The sequence below is a fragment of the Corynebacterium sp. BF-R-2 genome (assembly GCF_024586525.1).
Lineage (GTDB): Bacteria > Actinomycetota > Actinomycetes > Mycobacteriales > Mycobacteriaceae > Corynebacterium > Corynebacterium singulare.
The window spans coordinates 1-13,801 of sequence record NZ_JAMFTP010000015.1 but is presented as its reverse complement, the minus strand read 5'-3'; the positions used below and the strand labels follow the sequence as shown (position 1 = coordinate 13,801).

The window sequence follows — 13,801 nt, the reverse complement described above, 5'->3', positions numbered from 1 at the left end:
TTTCTGATTCCAAAATTCGGTCTCAACCTCGGTTGCTGTTCGATGCCCTAAACTCTGGTGGAGTGTCTCCACGGTGGTACAAAACGACAACCGGCAACGCGAACAACTCCACGCCTCAGGAACCATTGACCGCATCTCTGAGGACAAGATTTCCGGACGCTCCCGCGCCCTGCGCCTAGGGCTTACCGAGTACATGACCTACCTGCGCGACGGGGACGAACTCGTTGTCTCATCCATTGACCGTCTCGCCCGCTCGCTGACAGATCTGCGCGCCCTGGTGGACGAACTCACCGACAAAGGCGTAACCGTGACCTTTCTGTACGAGCACCTCTCGTTCTCGAAGGGCAACAGCGAACCACGCGCAGATTTGATGCTGGGACTTTTGGGGTCGTTTGCCGAGTTTGAGCGCGCAATCATCCGTGAGCGCCTGGCCGAAGGTATCGCCTTGGCGAAAAAGGCCGGCAAGTATACAGGCCGCAAGCGCGCCCTGACACCCGAGCAAGTCGTAGACGCGCGGAAGCGTATCGTGGCGGGGGTCGAAAACATTGGTGGCTCGTGCCTTCGGGATTACCCGCCCCGCCCTCTACCGAGTGCTAGAAGATAGTGCTGAGCGTTAGCGGCGGGGCAGGGGCGGGCGCTGCGGAAGCTGCCAGCACTAGGCGTGGGTGGCGTTGAAGAACTGGGCCTTGTCAAGAATCTGGCGCCCGAGCTGTGCAGCGTTGCCGTCAAGGAGTTTGTTAAACAGCATTCCTGTGGCGGTGGCGTCGGCTATCGCCGCGTGAGCGTTCGGATTGGCCAGGCCGACAAGTTCAAGCAATGAGGACAGTTTGTAGGACAGCACATCGACAAGCTGCTTAGCTAGTGCGGCAGTGTCGACGATAAATAAATGCCTCACATAGGAAGCAATTTACAGCCTCACCTGCCGCTAGGTGGTGAGAAAGAATCTCACGTGACAAAATCCTGACGGTATACAGGACGTTGACAAGCTGTATCTGTTTTGGAAAGGATTACAATGCGTATGTTTTTTGCTTTAGACACTTTTTTCGTGGCCGATCAGCGTGTTGTGGAATCGGCATATGAAACGTATTCGCAAGTAGTGCGTAAAGCAGCGCGCCTGCCTGGAGTCGACGTACTTTTTATTTGCTCCGAACCAGTTGAAGTGGATTCCGAAGAGATGAAAAGAGATCTCATTACTCAGTTCAGGATTGAAAGGCCCAACGAGGATTTTGAGAGTTTACGGTTATACCTTTGCGAATCAATCGTTTCTGCTGAGCAAGAGCTTTTTACAAAGGCTGAGGGGTCTTTAGCGTCATTTTTTCTAATGGATGAGGAATATGCAAAGGCTGATGTTTTTCCTAGTAGTGTTGGAGTAAGGGAGCTTATTTCTTCGCCGGTTTCTACAGGTAAATAGATTGAGGCGCTCCACTTACGCGGAGCGCCGGGTGATAAATAAGGAACGGATTGGCTAGGGAAATTGCGAAAAATCGTTGATATAGAATTTTCCTCGATAAGTTTCCTTGTCGTCGCCGATGATGTGATTAAAAGCTGCCCCTCTAAATCCTCCTCCCCCTCCCGGAAAGTATCCAGAAGGATGTTGGCCGACCCCTCTGCAATGGCGCTTGTAATGCCCGTTGGGAACGTATTTATTAGCATCTTTCTTGGCGTCATTCAATGTTGACGCATTGCCATATACGTGACCGACTATATCTCCCCCTAGTCCAATTTTGATGACCTGGCATTGAGCTGTGACAGTGGCTGCCGAAGCAGACGGTACTGCAACTGAAACGGGCCCTTCCGGTTTTAGAGTGCGTTGATTTTGTCCTGTAGTTGCTTCGTTCCACCGCGACGCCCACTCGAACGTCATCCACGCCCTTGCTGGCCACCAGTGTGTCGCCACCTAACAGGGGGTCAGGTCCGTGGACTTGCGATTTCCATGCGAGGTAAAGAGCAGAAAATAAAGCTCTTCTAGGCATTATTCCGTCCGTTTATCGAAAGGGTAAATAGACATCGGAATTGTGTATGCACCTTTTGCAGTACCACCTTGCATAAGCTGGCTAAGCTTCGCGATATGCGCGCCATCCTTATCCGCAGCTGGGTCTTTGAATGTAAAAGAATGTACGCGAAGCTCCTCAGCACCTTCAATCGGCTGAGTCACGATATATAGATTTCCGCCGTCGATAGTTGCAGATACAGGACGGCGATCTGCGCCGATTAGCGGTTCAGTTTCTTTAACTTCCTGATGCTCGAGATCAAGTGCCACGATCGTTCCTCGACTTGTAAAGTACGACACGCTTCCTTCTTCGTAGCGAGATGACCTATTTACGCCTGGTATCGGCAGCCCTTCGATCCTTCCTTCATGCTTCAAAGTTGGTTTTTCATTCGGGCTACCAACCGAGACAACATCCGCACCGCCAATATCGTCAGGAAATGAAATATATGATTTTTCTTTCCCACACCCAAGAGCAGAGAAGTATTCGGATGCGACTGTTCCGGCAGGTATATCAAGGCGAGATTCAGACAACAACCCGTCGGTTCCCATACGCACAAGCGTTAAACCGCTTCCATCATCTTCATCACGCTCTAGCCAGACAGCTGTTTCATCAGTACAAGCCCTTAACGCGACTGGTCCCCTATCGCGAGGTACCGCGCTTGTAGTTTCCTTAGTTGCGAGCACAATGCGGCTCGAATACGGACTATCACTCGTGCTTTCATTAAAAACAAATACTGCTGTTTTATTGTCCACAGAACCAGCAGAAGTTGTTTGGGTTGGTAGGCCTAAACCTTCGAGTGGTTTCTCAGATTGCTTGCGAAAATCTGAATCGAAGACAACCAATTGATCCTTATCTGGAGCTACATACCCTTCACCAAGTCTTTCCATCGAAGGGTTATACACCGATGCAAGTTCAGCGAGAGGGCCTACCTCGTCAGTGCTCGTTCCAAAAACATAATTGGGATTGCTTGCGGAAGGAGCTGCAGAGACAGCTCTAGCGATCCCACCCCATTCCCAAGTGGCAAAAGATTTCGATGTTTGTGAACGCTCTTGCGCACACGAAGAAACGACAAGTGCACAGACGCCTAGAGCGCAAACCGCTAGGAGTTTTCGAAGTAGTGCTATGAGCATTGCGCTTTCACTTTCTGGATCTAAGCCCATTTCCCGTCCATACCGAATTCCGACAGTGCATACAGCGGTTCATTCCAGGCCTACCCAGGTGGTGGTGTCATCGGTGTGGAGCTGCTCTTTCCAGATGGGCACTTCCGCTTTGACGCGGTCGGCGCAGGTCGAGGCGGCCTCGAAGGCGTCCTTGCGGTGTGCGGAGGCGGCGGCGACGATGAAAGCGGATTCGCCAATTTCTAGTGTTCCAGTCCGGTGCGCGCACCACAGGCGCACGGCGGGAAAGGCAGCGGCGACGTCAGCGGCCACGCGCTCGATTTCCTGCTGGGCGCTGGGATGCGCGGTGTAGGTCAGGAGTTTGACCCCGCGGCCGGAATCGTGGTTGCGCACAATGCCGTCGAATACAACGACGGCGCCGGTTTCAGCGGTGGCGATGTCGGGGGCAGTGATGGGCTCAGCGCTGATGTGGGCGCCGAGTAGGCCGAAATCAGTGCTCATGAATGCCTTCCAACTGGTTGATGATGTGGTGAAGAACTGGTTCGAGTACCGCGCAGCCGTCCTTGGCCGCGCCCGTGGAGCCGGGCAGGGCCATGGCGAAAGTGGGCCCGGTGACTCCGGCAACCGTACGCGAGAGTGCCGCGGTGGGGATGGCGGCGGAGTGCGCGTAGAAGGCGTGGGCCAGGCCGGGGAGCTCGCGCTCGAGGTGCGGGGTGAGCGCTTCGACGGTGCGGTCATCCGGTGTGATGCCCGTGCCGCCGGAGGTGAGGATGACGGAGGGGGCATCGGCGAAGGCGGTGGCCAAGGCGGAGTCGATTTCGGCGTCAGCGACGACGGTGGGATCCGGGGTAGCGAAGCCTTGCTCACGCAGGAGGTTCACCAAGATAGGGCCGGAACGGTCCTCGTACTCGCCGGCGGCGGCGCGGGTCGAGGCAACGATAACGAGTGCAGTGCGGGTCATGACAGCGGGAACACCTCCACGAGGTCGCCGGCTGAAAGTTGCGAGCCGGCGGGGATACGAATAAGGGCTGTTGCGCCGATGGCCTGGGACATCAGGTGGGAGCTGGTGCCGCCGAGGAAGGAAACCTGGGCTGTGCCGCCGGACATGCTGATAGTTCCGCGGCGAAATTGCTCGCGGTTGTTAAGGCCATCCGCGGGCTCAGCAAGACGTGCGTGAAAAGGAGCCGGCGCGTGGCCAAGCAGAGGAGCCAAGTAGAGACGGAAGCTCACCAGGGTGGAAATGGGGTTGCCGGGGAAGCAGACTACGGGGACGTCGCCAAGGTGGGACAGGCCCTGCGGGCCACCGGGCTGCTGCGCCACGTGGCCGAACCAACCGTCTTCTTCGAAGATTTGGCGGATGACCTCAAACTTGCCGTGGGAGATGCCACCGGAGGTCACGATGACATCGGGGCGGTGGGTAATGACTGCTTCGGCCAGATCGGCGCGCAGGGCAGCGGGATCATCATTGGTGCGCACGAAGCCGGCCACGTCGATGCCGTACTGCGTGGCCAGGGCGGCAAGCATGGGCGCATTGGAATCAGGGATGGTTGCCTCGCCGTCGCCTCCGATTTCAGCGCCGCCGGTGCAGATGAGGATGCGGGCGGGCGCGAAGGTCAAGACCTCGGTGAGACCTTGGGAAGCGAGGGTGGCGATGGAGGGGGCGTCGAGAAGCGCGTGCTCGTTGATGAGGGTTGTGCCTGCCTGGACGTCGGAGCCCGCGCGCCGGATGAACTGCTCGGGAGCTGCCGGCACGGTGACGGTAGCGCCTTCTTCCGGGAAGTGCGGGGGCTCGCAGTGCTCGACGGGCACGATGGTGGCGGTGCCCGCGGGAACTTTGGCGCCGGTCATAATGGGCAGGGCGGAGCCGTCCGTGAGCTCACCAGGAACGTCTCCCGCCGCGATGGTGCGGCCCACGGTGAAGGTTCCGCCGTCACACGTGGGCAGCGCGTAGCCGTCCATCTGCGAGTTATCAAAGGGCGGCAGGTCCGCCTCCGCGCGGTAGGTGGTCGCAGCGCGGCGTCCGAAGGCGCTGGTCAGCGGCGTCGAGACCGCTCGGGGCTGCGGAAGAGCCGCGTGAACGGCGGCGAGGTGCTCCTCATAAGTGCGCATCAAGTTCCTTCCTGTCACAGAGGCTGGCATAGTAGCAGCCATGGTTGATGTTCACTATTTTGCCGCAGCCCGCGCCGCCGCGGGGCGCGCGCAGGACACAGCGGACGCAGCGACACTGGGGGAGTTGCTCGACGTGTTGCGCCAGCGCCACACCGGCAGCACGGAGGCCGGCATGAGCTTTGCGCAAGTGCTGGAACGCTGCACATTCCTCGTTGATGGCGCGAGCGCTACGGAGGACGCAGTGCTTTCCGACGCCTCCCGCGTCGACGTCCTCCCGCCCTTCGCAGGGGGTTAGTTTCGGCTCCGCAAGGGACTGGTGAAGAAGTTCACCACGCCGGATACGATCGCGAGGACAATCGCGCCGATGATGGCGGCGCCTAGGCCGTCGATGACGAGTGAATCCATCAGCGCGCTGACAAGCAGCAGGACCGCACCGTTGATGACGAGCGTGAAGAGGCCCAGCGTTAGGCAGGTCAGCGGGGCGCCAAGGAAGCGGAGGATTGGTGTGACCACCTCATTGACGATGATGAAAACCGCCGCGATGAGCAGGAAATTCTGGGTGGTCGCGGGGACGATGTCGATTCCGGGGACAATCGCCACCACGGCCCAGAAGGCCACCGCGACGGCAATGACGTTGAGTGCAAAATTGATCAATGTCTTCACAACTGCACTCTAACGCGGAAACTAATTCTGTGCACCGAAGGCTGCGTCCCAAGCCTTGAGCAGCGTCTCGGTTTCCTCCGCCGTGGTGACGGTGACGCGCACGCCCTCGGGGAAGGCGCGGACGAGGACATCGTGCTGCGCTAGCTTTTCGGCGACCTCTTGCGGAGACCCAAGCGCGGCGATGTTCTCCGTGGCAAACCAGATGTGGTTGGCCTGGGACTCCGGCACGCCATAATCCGCGAAGTGTTTGACCAGGCGGTCGCGCTGTTCGACGGTCTCATCGGTGCGCTCCCGTAGCTCCTTCTGGGAGGCCAGCGAGGCCTGGGCACCCGCCTGCGCTACCGAGTTCACCGAGAAGGGGATGGCCACCTTGCTGAGAGCTGCGATGATTTCCTCATTGCCAAAGGCATAACCCAAGCGAATGCCGGCCAAGCCGTAGGCCTTGGAGAAGGTACGCAGGCCAATGACGTTGTCGTGCGTGTGAACGTAGTCCGTGGCCAGTGGAATGGCATCATTGCGGTTGTATTCAATGTAGGCCTCATCGAGTGCCACGATGATGTTGTCCGGAACCTTGGCCAGGAAGGCGTCGAACTCCTCCTTGGTGATGATGGAGCCAGTCGGGTTGTTCGGGTTGCACACGAAGATGAGGCGGGTCTTCTCCGTGATTGCTGCAGCCATGGCGTCTAGGTCCACGCGGTGGTCGGCGGTGAGCGGCACCTTGACCGGGGTGGCGCCCACGACTTGCGCAAAGATGGGGTAGGCCTCGAAAGAGCGCCAGGGGAAGATGACCTCATCGCCCGGCACGGAGGTGATTTCCACTAGCTCTTGGCAGATGGCGGAGGAGCCAGCACCAGTGGTGACCTGCTCCGGGGTGACACCGAGGTTCTCCGCCAGGGCCTTGCGGATTTCCACCGCGCCCATGTCTGGGTAGCGGTTGACGTGTGCCACGGCGGCTTCCATGGCCTTGAGCGCGCCCGGCAGCGGCTCTTGAGTTGCCTCGTTGGAGGAGAGTTTCAAGGCAGTCTCGGAATTCTTACCGGGAACATAGATGGGCAGGGACGAAAGATCTGGGCGAATCATGTTTTCCACCTTAGGCGTTGCGCGGGCCACGTGGCCCGAAGTCGAAGTCAGCGGTCTGCGGGCCAAAGGCTTGCAGGCCCTTAGGGGCATCGAGAGGATCGAGACGAACCTCGAGGAAGGCACCGCGCTCCGGGTGGGCGGCGATGTCCTCCAGGGCGTGGGCGAGCTCGCCCTCCGTGGCGGCGGTGTAGGACTCCATCGTGGTGTCCGCCATGAATGCCTTCGGCAGGGCGGTGTAGTCCCACTGTTGAATCTCGTTGTACTCGCGCTCCATACCTAGGATGAAGCGTTCGATGGTGTAGCCATCGTTGTTGACCAGCACGATGACGGGCTTGAGGTCCTGGCGCACGATGGTGGATAGTTCCTGGGCAGTGAGCTGGAAGGAGCCGTCACCGATGAAAAGCACGTGGCGGCGCTCCGGATTGGCCAGCTGCGAGCCGAGGACGCACGGCAAGGTGAAGCCGATGGATCCCCAGATAGTGGAGTTGATGTACTGCACGCCCTCGGGCATACGCTGCTGGCCCAAGCCAATGTTGGAGGTGCCGGCTTCGGCGATGACCACATCATCTTCCTGAATAAAACCCAGCATCTGCGGCCACATCCGCTCCTGGGTGAGTGGGGCGTCCGGGTTTGGCTCGAAGGGCTCGGGCTCGAAGGCAGTGCTTGGCGACGCCTCAGCTTCCGGAATGCGGTCCAGGAGGACGTCGAGAAGCTCCAGCGTTTGAATGCCCACGAAGAACTCGCCATCGGCGTTGAGGTGCTGATCGCCGAAGTTGTAAACGTGAGCATCAGCCAGGTTGTGCGTGAAGGAACCGGAGTTGACCTCGATGAAGCGCGGGTTCGTGGTGACCAGGAAGTCCGATTTTTCGATGCGCTCCTGCACGCCCGGCGCAGACGCCGCGCCGTTGTAGGTGCCGATGAACAGCGGGTGGCGCTCCGAGAGGATGGCCTTGCCGGAGGAGAGCTGGGAGTAGGGCAGCTGGGCCTTGTCGATGATGGCGCGGAATTTCTCCGTGAAACCGTGACGGTTGGTGTCCTGGTCAATGAGGATGATGGGATCCTTGGCCTTTGCGAGATGCTCCAGCACGTAGTCGGCGGCAGCGTTAAGACGCTCAGGATCGGAGGTTGCCAGTGCGGTGGAGAAAGGCTCATCAGGCACCTCGACGGTGAGGTGCGTGATGTCGGAGGGGATCTGGATGTGCACCGGGCGCTTCTCGCGCAGGCACGCATGCAAGGCACGGTCAAACTCCTCGACCACGTTCATCGGGGAAACGCGCGTGGCAACTTCCGTAAACGGTGCGATGGAGTCGAGCATGTTGGCAAAGTCGCCGTCGGCAAGCGAGTGGTGCAGGTTCCACCGGAACTCCGTGGCGTACTGCGGCGGCGCGCCAGCCAGTGACACCAGCGGGACGTGCTCGGCGCGCGCCCCCGCAATGCCGTTGAGAGCAGAGAGTTCGCCCACGCCGTAGGTGGTGAGCAGGCAGCCCACGCCCTTCTGGCGGGCATAGCCATCTGCCGCATACGCCGCGTTGAGCTCGTTGCAGGCGCCGACGAAGCGGATGCCGTCAGCAGCCTCGATTTGTTCAAGGAAGCTTAAGTTGAAGTCACCGGGTACGCCGATGATCTCCGTGATGCCGATGGCCTTGAGTCGGTCAATAATGAAATCACCAATGGTGGTTTGCATGATAGGAGGAAACCTTTCTATTTTTTACGTGCGTCGTGGCGCTTCTTGCCTGCCCAGATCAGTCCCAGGGCCATAATCCACAAGGGTAAGACAATAGCGCCGGTGCGGTAATCGGGCAGGAAGAACATCAGCACGATGACGAAGGCAAAGAAGCCTAAGCATAGGTAGTTCGCAAAGGGATACAGCGGTGCGCGGAAGGCGGCGTTGGGGTAGCGGCGACGGAACTTGAGATGCGCAATAGCAATGGCGGACCACGAAATGAGCTCCGCCCCCACAATGATGGCCAGCAAGATGATGAGGATCTTGCCCTCGAAGAGGAAGTTGAGCAGCACCGCCGAACCCATGAGCAGGGCGTTAAACAGCAGAGCGCGCACCGGCACGCCTTTGGCGTTGACCGAATCGAAGAAAGGCGGGGCCTGGCCGCCGCGGGAGAGATCCCGCAACATGCGCGCACCGGAGAAGGTCATGGTGTTGAACACTGATACGGCAGCCACCAGCACGATGAGGTTCAGGCCCGTGGCGGCGGCGCCAATGCCAAGGGTGCTCAGCGCGCGCACGAAAGGCGAAGTGGAAGTATCCAACTCATTCCAGGGAGCCAGCAGCACGATGATGCCGATGCCGCCGATGTAGAAGATAAGGATGCGCCAGATCACGTTGTTGATGGCCTTGGGCAGGGACTCGGAAGGATCCTGTGCTTCACCGGCAGCGGTGCCGATGGAGATGATGCCGCCGAAGGAGAAGATCACCGCGACGAGGGAGAAGATGACGCCGCTAGCGCCGTTGGGGAACATGCCGCCGTGCTCAGTGATGTTGCTTAAGCCCAGTGCAGGTTCTGGGGTCAGGCCCAAGACGATGGCGACGCCGACGATGATCATGAGGATCAGTGCGGCCACCTTGATGAGGGAAAGCCAAAACTCCGCTTCGGCGAAAGCCCCAACGTGCACCAAGTTAATAGCGGTGACGATGACAAGCGCAACGAGCGCGGTGAGCCAGTGTGGGATGCCGGGGAACCAGAAGTCCATAATGGTGCCGGCCGCGGTGAGCTCCACCATGCCCACGACGATGGTGGTAAACCACCAGTTCCAGCCGGTGACAAAGCCGGCGATGGGGCCGATGTACTCGCGGGCATACGCGCTGAAGGAACCCGCGACGGGATTCTCCACGGCCATCTCACCCAGCATGCGCATGATGAGGAAGATGATGAAACCACCGATGGCGTAGGCGGCGATAACGCCCGGCCCGGCCTCCTGGATGGAGGCACCGGAACCAAGGAAGAGGCCCGTGCCGATGCAGGAGCCGAAGGCGATCATCTGCAGGTGGCGTGATTTCATGCCGCGCTGCAGGCCGTCGTCTGCACCAGCGCTGGTACCGGTGTTCACGTCCTGTGCTCTGACGGAATTATTGGTTGTGGTCATGTAGACGCCCTTCATGAACGTATATGTGTGACGAGTGTCATTGAACTGTAGGAGATTATCGCCCACCACAGTTTTGTTTGTCACTAGACAATTTTCGTAAGTATCTTTGACATATGTCAAAAGTGTCTCCCCCGCAGCTGACGAACATTCAGGACATCGTCGACGATTGCGCCCAGATCCTGCAGCGCTCCGTTGAGGTGACTACCCCCACCATCGCCGTGATTGCTGCCAGCGCTCAGATCGGCGCCATCGACAACAATCGTGCCCGATCCATCCTTAACCGCACGCCACCGCCGGAGCCGATTCCGTGGATGCTGAGCTTCGGCATTCAGGAAGCGGTCCTGCCGGTGCGCCTGCCCGCCAACCCGCGCTACGACATGTTGCCTCGTTTGGTTATTCCGCTGCGTCACCAGGGGAGACTGGTGGGGTATCTGTGGGCTATTGATGAGCCCGCGCTGGGTGATGCCCCCGTGGTCAAGCTCGGCTCTCTTCTTACCCGCTTGGCTCGGCTTATCGACGAACACGATGCTCCACTGGCCGCCCATGCGCAACAGTTAGGTGACATGGCCCGCGAAGTCCTCGCGGGCGATCCTGCCGCGCTGGCGGCAGCCCGGGAACGTGACCTCCTACCCTCCGATGGCGAGTTGACCATACACCGCGTGCTGATAGAAGGTGATCAGCGCGCGCTCGCTGTGGAGCTTTCGCGTCCCTTGGTTCGCCGGCCTTTCTTGGTAGCGGACTCCCACGATTCCCTCGTTCTCATCGAATGCCGCCGCAGTGTGCTGGACACGGAAGCGCTGATGGAGGAGCTGCACAGCGCTGCCCTCGTGGTTGGCGCGGCCGTCGTGGCGCGTGGGTCGGCGCCCACTGCCCGGCAGGCGCGACTCATGGCGGATGTGGCCAGGTTGTGTGGCCACGAGGCTATGAGCTGGGATGAAGCTGGTGCTTGGCGGCTGCTGCGCGGGTGGGAGCTGACTCCAGAGACGGTAGAGGAGATAAGCCCGGATGCCGCTGTGCTTCTCGACGAGCCCCGCAACTCCTACTGGGAGACTCTCCTTACCTATTTTGAGCACTCTCGCAACGTGTCTGAAACCGCCGATGCTCTCTATATTCACCGCGCTACGCTGCACTACCGCCTAGACCGCGTGCGCGACATTCTCGGGCCCAGTGTACTGGATGACGGCTGGCGCTGCGCTGCACTGTATGTGGCCCTTAAGCTGCACGCGGCCCTTATAGGGAAAGAAAAGTGAAGCCCCATTTTGTTCCTAGGGGAAGCGCTCAGGTAGAGTGATGGACGATTCATTGCGAATCGCTGGAGACGTGCCAGAGCGGCCGAATGGGGCTCCCTGCTAAGGAGTTGACTTACTTGCGTAGGTCCGGAGGTTCAAATCCTCTCGTCTCCGCACATGTCATGAGTTGCGACCTGCTTGACAAGTGAGTCGCGGCATCGTTGACAAACCGGCATCTCAGCATGTTTTGTTCTGGGGTGCCGGTTTTGCGTTGAACCCCCCTAATGCGGTCAGATGCGCTTCATCCAGTTTTCCTGAAATACCCCGCCGCTTAAGGGAGCTGGATAGCCTAAAGGCCTTGCTCTCGGTAGGTCGAAGTGCGGATGGTACACAGGACTCTGCTAATCGGACCGTGCTGTTTAAGCAGGTAACCAACGGTATCAAGTGCCGAAGGTTACCCGGGTTGCCACTCTCTACCATGATGCTGGCTCCAAGTTCGTGTCGCTACCTAGCGAGCATATGTGGTTCCATTGCCTCGGAGTGCAGGCCCATTTAATGAAGCAGTGGTCCTGATCGCCCTAGATATGAGGCCAACGTATTGGGCATCCCTCTGGGCTGCAAAAGTGGGAACGGCTAAGCCCCATATGTTTGAGGAGCGATGAGCCTCCTGGTCGAAATCGCACGACCGATTCCAGATTTGTATACAAACCCGTTTTGAATCCCAAAGCTTTTGGTAGGTTAGGCGGTTGTAACAGTTATTTATCCTGAAGGGAGTGGAAATGGAAAGCCTGACTTTCGAAAACTTGAAAGCTGAAGATTTCGTATTGTTATGCGGCGGTTGCTGTACCGACGGATAATCCCAGAAAGAGTTGAGTATGTATCGTCTGAAATACGCTCATAGGCCACTCGCTGTTGGTAAGGACTCCTTGATCATTGGCGGAGTTTCCTACGGGAGCTCTAGGAAGGTAAGGGATTCCGATGGGAGAATCAAGGCGATCTTAACTCGGTTAGATGGAACTAGGACCCTTGAGCAGATCTATTTCGAGCTTGAGGGGTCCTTTCCGTCGCTAAGCTATCAATTTGTCGAGGAGCTCGTTTCCACACTTGCAGACTTTGGATTTCTTGAAGAGTCGGAGTATCCCTCCGAACTTGATACTAGGTTCGAACTATGGTCTAGAGCGCAAAACCTATATCAAGGGATGGATAACCAGTTGCGAGAGCATCCATGGTATGTGCAGGAGAAATTATCAAATAGCGCCGCTGCCATAGTAGGGCTTGGGGGAGTCGGGTCAGAAGTGGCCGTTCTTCTTGCCCGAGCTGGCATTGGAAAGCTCGTCCTTATTGACCCAGATACAGTTGAGCCGACAAATATTGTTCGCCAGCATTTCAAATTTACCAATATTGGAGATGCAAAGAGTAAGGCGTTAGCTAGTCAAATAGCGGAAATTGGACTTGAGACAGAGATAGACTGCTTGCAGAAAAGCTTATGTACAACGAGTGACTTCGAGCGTACGCTGAATTCGGTAGATACTTTCGCACTGTCAGCGGACTACCCTGAGAGAATAAGATTCACGGCGAATGACTTTGCATTACGTCATGAAATGCCGTGGGCGCACTGCGGGTACCAAGGTCCCGAGATTATCCTAGGTATTCACGATAGCTGTGGTGCCTGTTTTAGATGCATAAAAGACTATCAGACGATCGAGCGTGTCGACCGTGATCTGGACATCCGAGAGTACTCACGTCCTCTAAGGCAAGCGGGTAATTCCGTTTCTTCCTCAATTTCAGCAGCCTTTCTTGCGCACGGAATAATTAGTCTACTCACGGGAGTTCCTTGTATAAAAACAAACGTAGAGTATTGGTTTTCTATGCAATCAATGACGATAAACAAAGTTGAAGTACCTAACTTCGAAACTTGCGCCCATAAAGGAGCTGGTGTTGTCGCTTTGGAAAAATAGAGACTACAAATTGCTAATGTCGGGGCAAACAGTAAATGTAGTCGGTAATCAAATTACTACTTTCGCCCTATTCCTTGTAGTTCTTAATGTTACCAACTCTCCATCCGCTGCAAGTTTTTCGTCAGGATTGTTTGTCTTAAGTATGGTTGTTTTGGGGCTGCCAATCGGTCGCCTAGTGGACAGATACTCAAGACTAGTAATTCTTAAAATTTCCGCCATACTTGGCGTCGTTGGTTCCCTGTTATGCGTCTTTGCGGCCAATGGACATTATCCGATATCTCTTTTTGCAGTTTCGGCTTTCTTGCTAGGGGGTATCTCCTCGGCTTTTGGTACGGCAGAACGCGCATTTCTTAAAGAACTAATCCCCCCGAGTTTGCTAGCAAAAGCCATGGCTGTTAATCAAGGTCGATACTCGATCGGAACTTTAATTGGGCCACCAATTGCCGGTCTGCTTATCTCGCATTCGGCGCAAGCTCCTTTTTGGGTTGATGCAGCTTCATTCTGCTGGGTTCTAGCTTGCCTTTTGTTTATTCGTTTCCGGTCAAGCGAAACAG

The 13,801-nt window shown here is 57.3% G+C and carries 16 protein-coding genes and 1 tRNA gene; 7 read left to right on the top strand and 10 right to left on the bottom strand.

The window, feature by feature from the left end; translation table 11 throughout:
- Positions 1–73: 73 nt before the first annotated feature.
- Positions 74–604, top strand: coding sequence for a recombinase family protein (locus M5J09_RS11255; RefSeq protein ID WP_257157919.1), 531 nt, complete (start codon positions 74–76; stop codon positions 602–604).
- Positions 605–655: 51 nt separating this feature from the next.
- Here M5J09_RS11255 and M5J09_RS11250 read toward each other — a convergent pair whose 3' ends face one another.
- On the bottom strand, positions 656–895 hold the full coding sequence (locus tag M5J09_RS11250) for a hypothetical protein (RefSeq protein WP_257157918.1): 240 nt from the start codon (positions 893–895) through the stop codon (positions 656–658).
- 117 nt (positions 896–1,012) lie between these two features.
- Between M5J09_RS11250 and M5J09_RS11245 the strand changes: the two genes are divergently transcribed.
- A complete protein-coding gene (locus M5J09_RS11245) occupies positions 1,013–1,411 on the top strand; it encodes a hypothetical protein (RefSeq protein ID WP_257157917.1) in 399 nt (132 codons plus the stop codon).
- A 54-nt stretch (positions 1,412–1,465) separates the two neighbouring features.
- Here M5J09_RS11245 and M5J09_RS11240 read toward each other — a convergent pair whose 3' ends face one another.
- The 5 genes from M5J09_RS11240 to M5J09_RS11220 form a co-directional block, all read right to left on the bottom strand.
- Positions 1,466–1,864, bottom strand: a complete 399-nt coding sequence (locus M5J09_RS11240) for a hypothetical protein (protein WP_257157916.1) — start codon at positions 1,862–1,864, stop codon at positions 1,466–1,468.
- A 108-nt stretch (positions 1,865–1,972) separates the two neighbouring features.
- The gene (locus M5J09_RS11235; RefSeq protein ID WP_257157915.1) at positions 1,973–2,893 is read right to left on the bottom strand and encodes a hypothetical protein; all 921 of its coding nucleotides are present in this window, start codon (positions 2,891–2,893) and stop codon (positions 1,973–1,975) included.
- 297 nt (positions 2,894–3,190) lie between these two features.
- Positions 3,191–3,610, bottom strand: a complete 420-nt coding sequence (locus M5J09_RS11230) for a molybdenum cofactor biosynthesis protein MoaE (protein ID WP_257157914.1) — start codon at positions 3,608–3,610, stop codon at positions 3,191–3,193.
- Positions 3,600–4,070: a MogA/MoaB family molybdenum cofactor biosynthesis protein gene (locus M5J09_RS11225; RefSeq protein WP_257157913.1), complete on the bottom strand. Its 471-nt coding sequence runs from the start codon at positions 4,068–4,070 to the stop codon at positions 3,600–3,602. Before M5J09_RS11225 ends, M5J09_RS11230 begins: the two co-directional genes overlap by 11 nt.
- The gene (locus tag M5J09_RS11220; protein WP_257157912.1) at positions 4,067–5,218 is read right to left on the bottom strand and encodes a molybdopterin molybdotransferase MoeA; all 1,152 of its coding nucleotides are present in this window, start codon (positions 5,216–5,218) and stop codon (positions 4,067–4,069) included. The genes M5J09_RS11225 and M5J09_RS11220 overlap by 4 nt, the downstream gene beginning before the upstream one ends.
- Before the next feature lie 40 nt (positions 5,219–5,258).
- On the opposite strand from M5J09_RS11220, the gene M5J09_RS11215 reads away from it, so the two are divergent.
- Positions 5,259–5,513: a MoaD/ThiS family protein gene (locus tag M5J09_RS11215; RefSeq protein WP_257157911.1), complete on the top strand. Its 255-nt coding sequence runs from the start codon at positions 5,259–5,261 to the stop codon at positions 5,511–5,513.
- On the opposite strand, the gene M5J09_RS11210 is transcribed toward M5J09_RS11215, so the two are convergent.
- From M5J09_RS11210 to M5J09_RS11195, 4 genes are read right to left on the bottom strand one after another with little or no spacing between them, the layout of a single operon-like run.
- Positions 5,510–5,881, bottom strand: coding sequence for a phage holin family protein (locus M5J09_RS11210; RefSeq protein ID WP_257157910.1), 372 nt, complete (start codon positions 5,879–5,881; stop codon positions 5,510–5,512). The two genes, M5J09_RS11215 and M5J09_RS11210, sit on opposite strands and share 4 nt — an antisense overlap.
- Before the next feature lie 21 nt (positions 5,882–5,902).
- Positions 5,903–6,961 (bottom strand): histidinol-phosphate transaminase, encoded by a 1,059-nt coding sequence (gene hisC / locus M5J09_RS11205; RefSeq protein ID WP_070537767.1) that lies wholly within the window; start codon positions 6,959–6,961, stop codon positions 5,903–5,905.
- 10 nt (positions 6,962–6,971) lie between these two features.
- On the bottom strand, positions 6,972–8,645 hold the full coding sequence (locus M5J09_RS11200; RefSeq protein ID WP_257157909.1) for an alpha-keto acid decarboxylase family protein: 1,674 nt from the start codon (positions 8,643–8,645) through the stop codon (positions 6,972–6,974).
- 17 nt (positions 8,646–8,662) lie between these two features.
- Positions 8,663–10,144: an amino acid permease gene (locus tag M5J09_RS11195; protein WP_239181209.1), complete on the bottom strand. Its 1,482-nt coding sequence runs from the start codon at positions 10,142–10,144 to the stop codon at positions 8,663–8,665.
- Positions 10,145–10,173: 29 nt separating this feature from the next.
- On the opposite strand from M5J09_RS11195, the gene M5J09_RS11190 reads away from it, so the two are divergent.
- The 4 genes from M5J09_RS11190 to M5J09_RS11175 form a co-directional block, all read left to right on the top strand.
- Positions 10,174–11,310, top strand: coding sequence for a CdaR family transcriptional regulator (locus tag M5J09_RS11190; RefSeq protein ID WP_257157908.1), 1,137 nt, complete (start codon positions 10,174–10,176; stop codon positions 11,308–11,310).
- Between the two features lie 64 nt (positions 11,311–11,374).
- Positions 11,375–11,463 (top strand) — tRNA-Ser (locus M5J09_RS11185).
- Positions 11,464–12,164: 701 nt separating this feature from the next.
- Positions 12,165–13,247 carry a ThiF family adenylyltransferase gene (locus M5J09_RS11180; RefSeq protein ID WP_257157907.1) on the top strand — a complete coding sequence of 361 codons (1,083 nt, stop codon included), beginning with the start codon at positions 12,165–12,167 and terminating at the stop codon, positions 13,245–13,247.
- Between the two features lie 16 nt (positions 13,248–13,263).
- Positions 13,264–13,801, top strand: a 538-nt coding sequence (locus tag M5J09_RS11175; RefSeq protein ID WP_257157906.1) for an MFS transporter, incomplete at its 3' end; no start/stop codon positions are given.

Coding starts and splice junctions, on each gene's coding strand:
- M5J09_RS11220 (WP_257157912.1), bottom strand. CDS start 5,218: ATGCGCACTTATGAGGAGCACCTCGCCGCCGTTCACGCGGCTCTTCCG.
- M5J09_RS11240 (WP_257157916.1), bottom strand. CDS start 1,864: ATGACGTTCGAGTGGGCGTCGCGGTGGAACGAAGCAACTACAGGACAA.
- hisC (WP_070537767.1), bottom strand. CDS start 6,961: ATGATTCGCCCAGATCTTTCGTCCCTGCCCATCTATGTTCCCGGTAAG.
- M5J09_RS11230 (WP_257157914.1), bottom strand. CDS start 3,610: ATGAGCACTGATTTCGGCCTACTCGGCGCCCACATCAGCGCTGAGCCC.
- M5J09_RS11180 (WP_257157907.1), top strand. CDS start 12,165: ATGTATCGTCTGAAATACGCTCATAGGCCACTCGCTGTTGGTAAGGAC.
- M5J09_RS11245 (WP_257157917.1), top strand. CDS start 1,013: ATGCGTATGTTTTTTGCTTTAGACACTTTTTTCGTGGCCGATCAGCGT.
- M5J09_RS11225 (WP_257157913.1), bottom strand. CDS start 4,070: ATGACCCGCACTGCACTCGTTATCGTTGCCTCGACCCGCGCCGCCGCC.
- M5J09_RS11215 (WP_257157911.1), top strand. CDS start 5,259: ATGGTTGATGTTCACTATTTTGCCGCAGCCCGCGCCGCCGCGGGGCGC.
- M5J09_RS11190 (WP_257157908.1), top strand. CDS start 10,174: ATGTCAAAAGTGTCTCCCCCGCAGCTGACGAACATTCAGGACATCGTC.
- M5J09_RS11200 (WP_257157909.1), bottom strand. CDS start 8,645: ATGCAAACCACCATTGGTGATTTCATTATTGACCGACTCAAGGCCATC.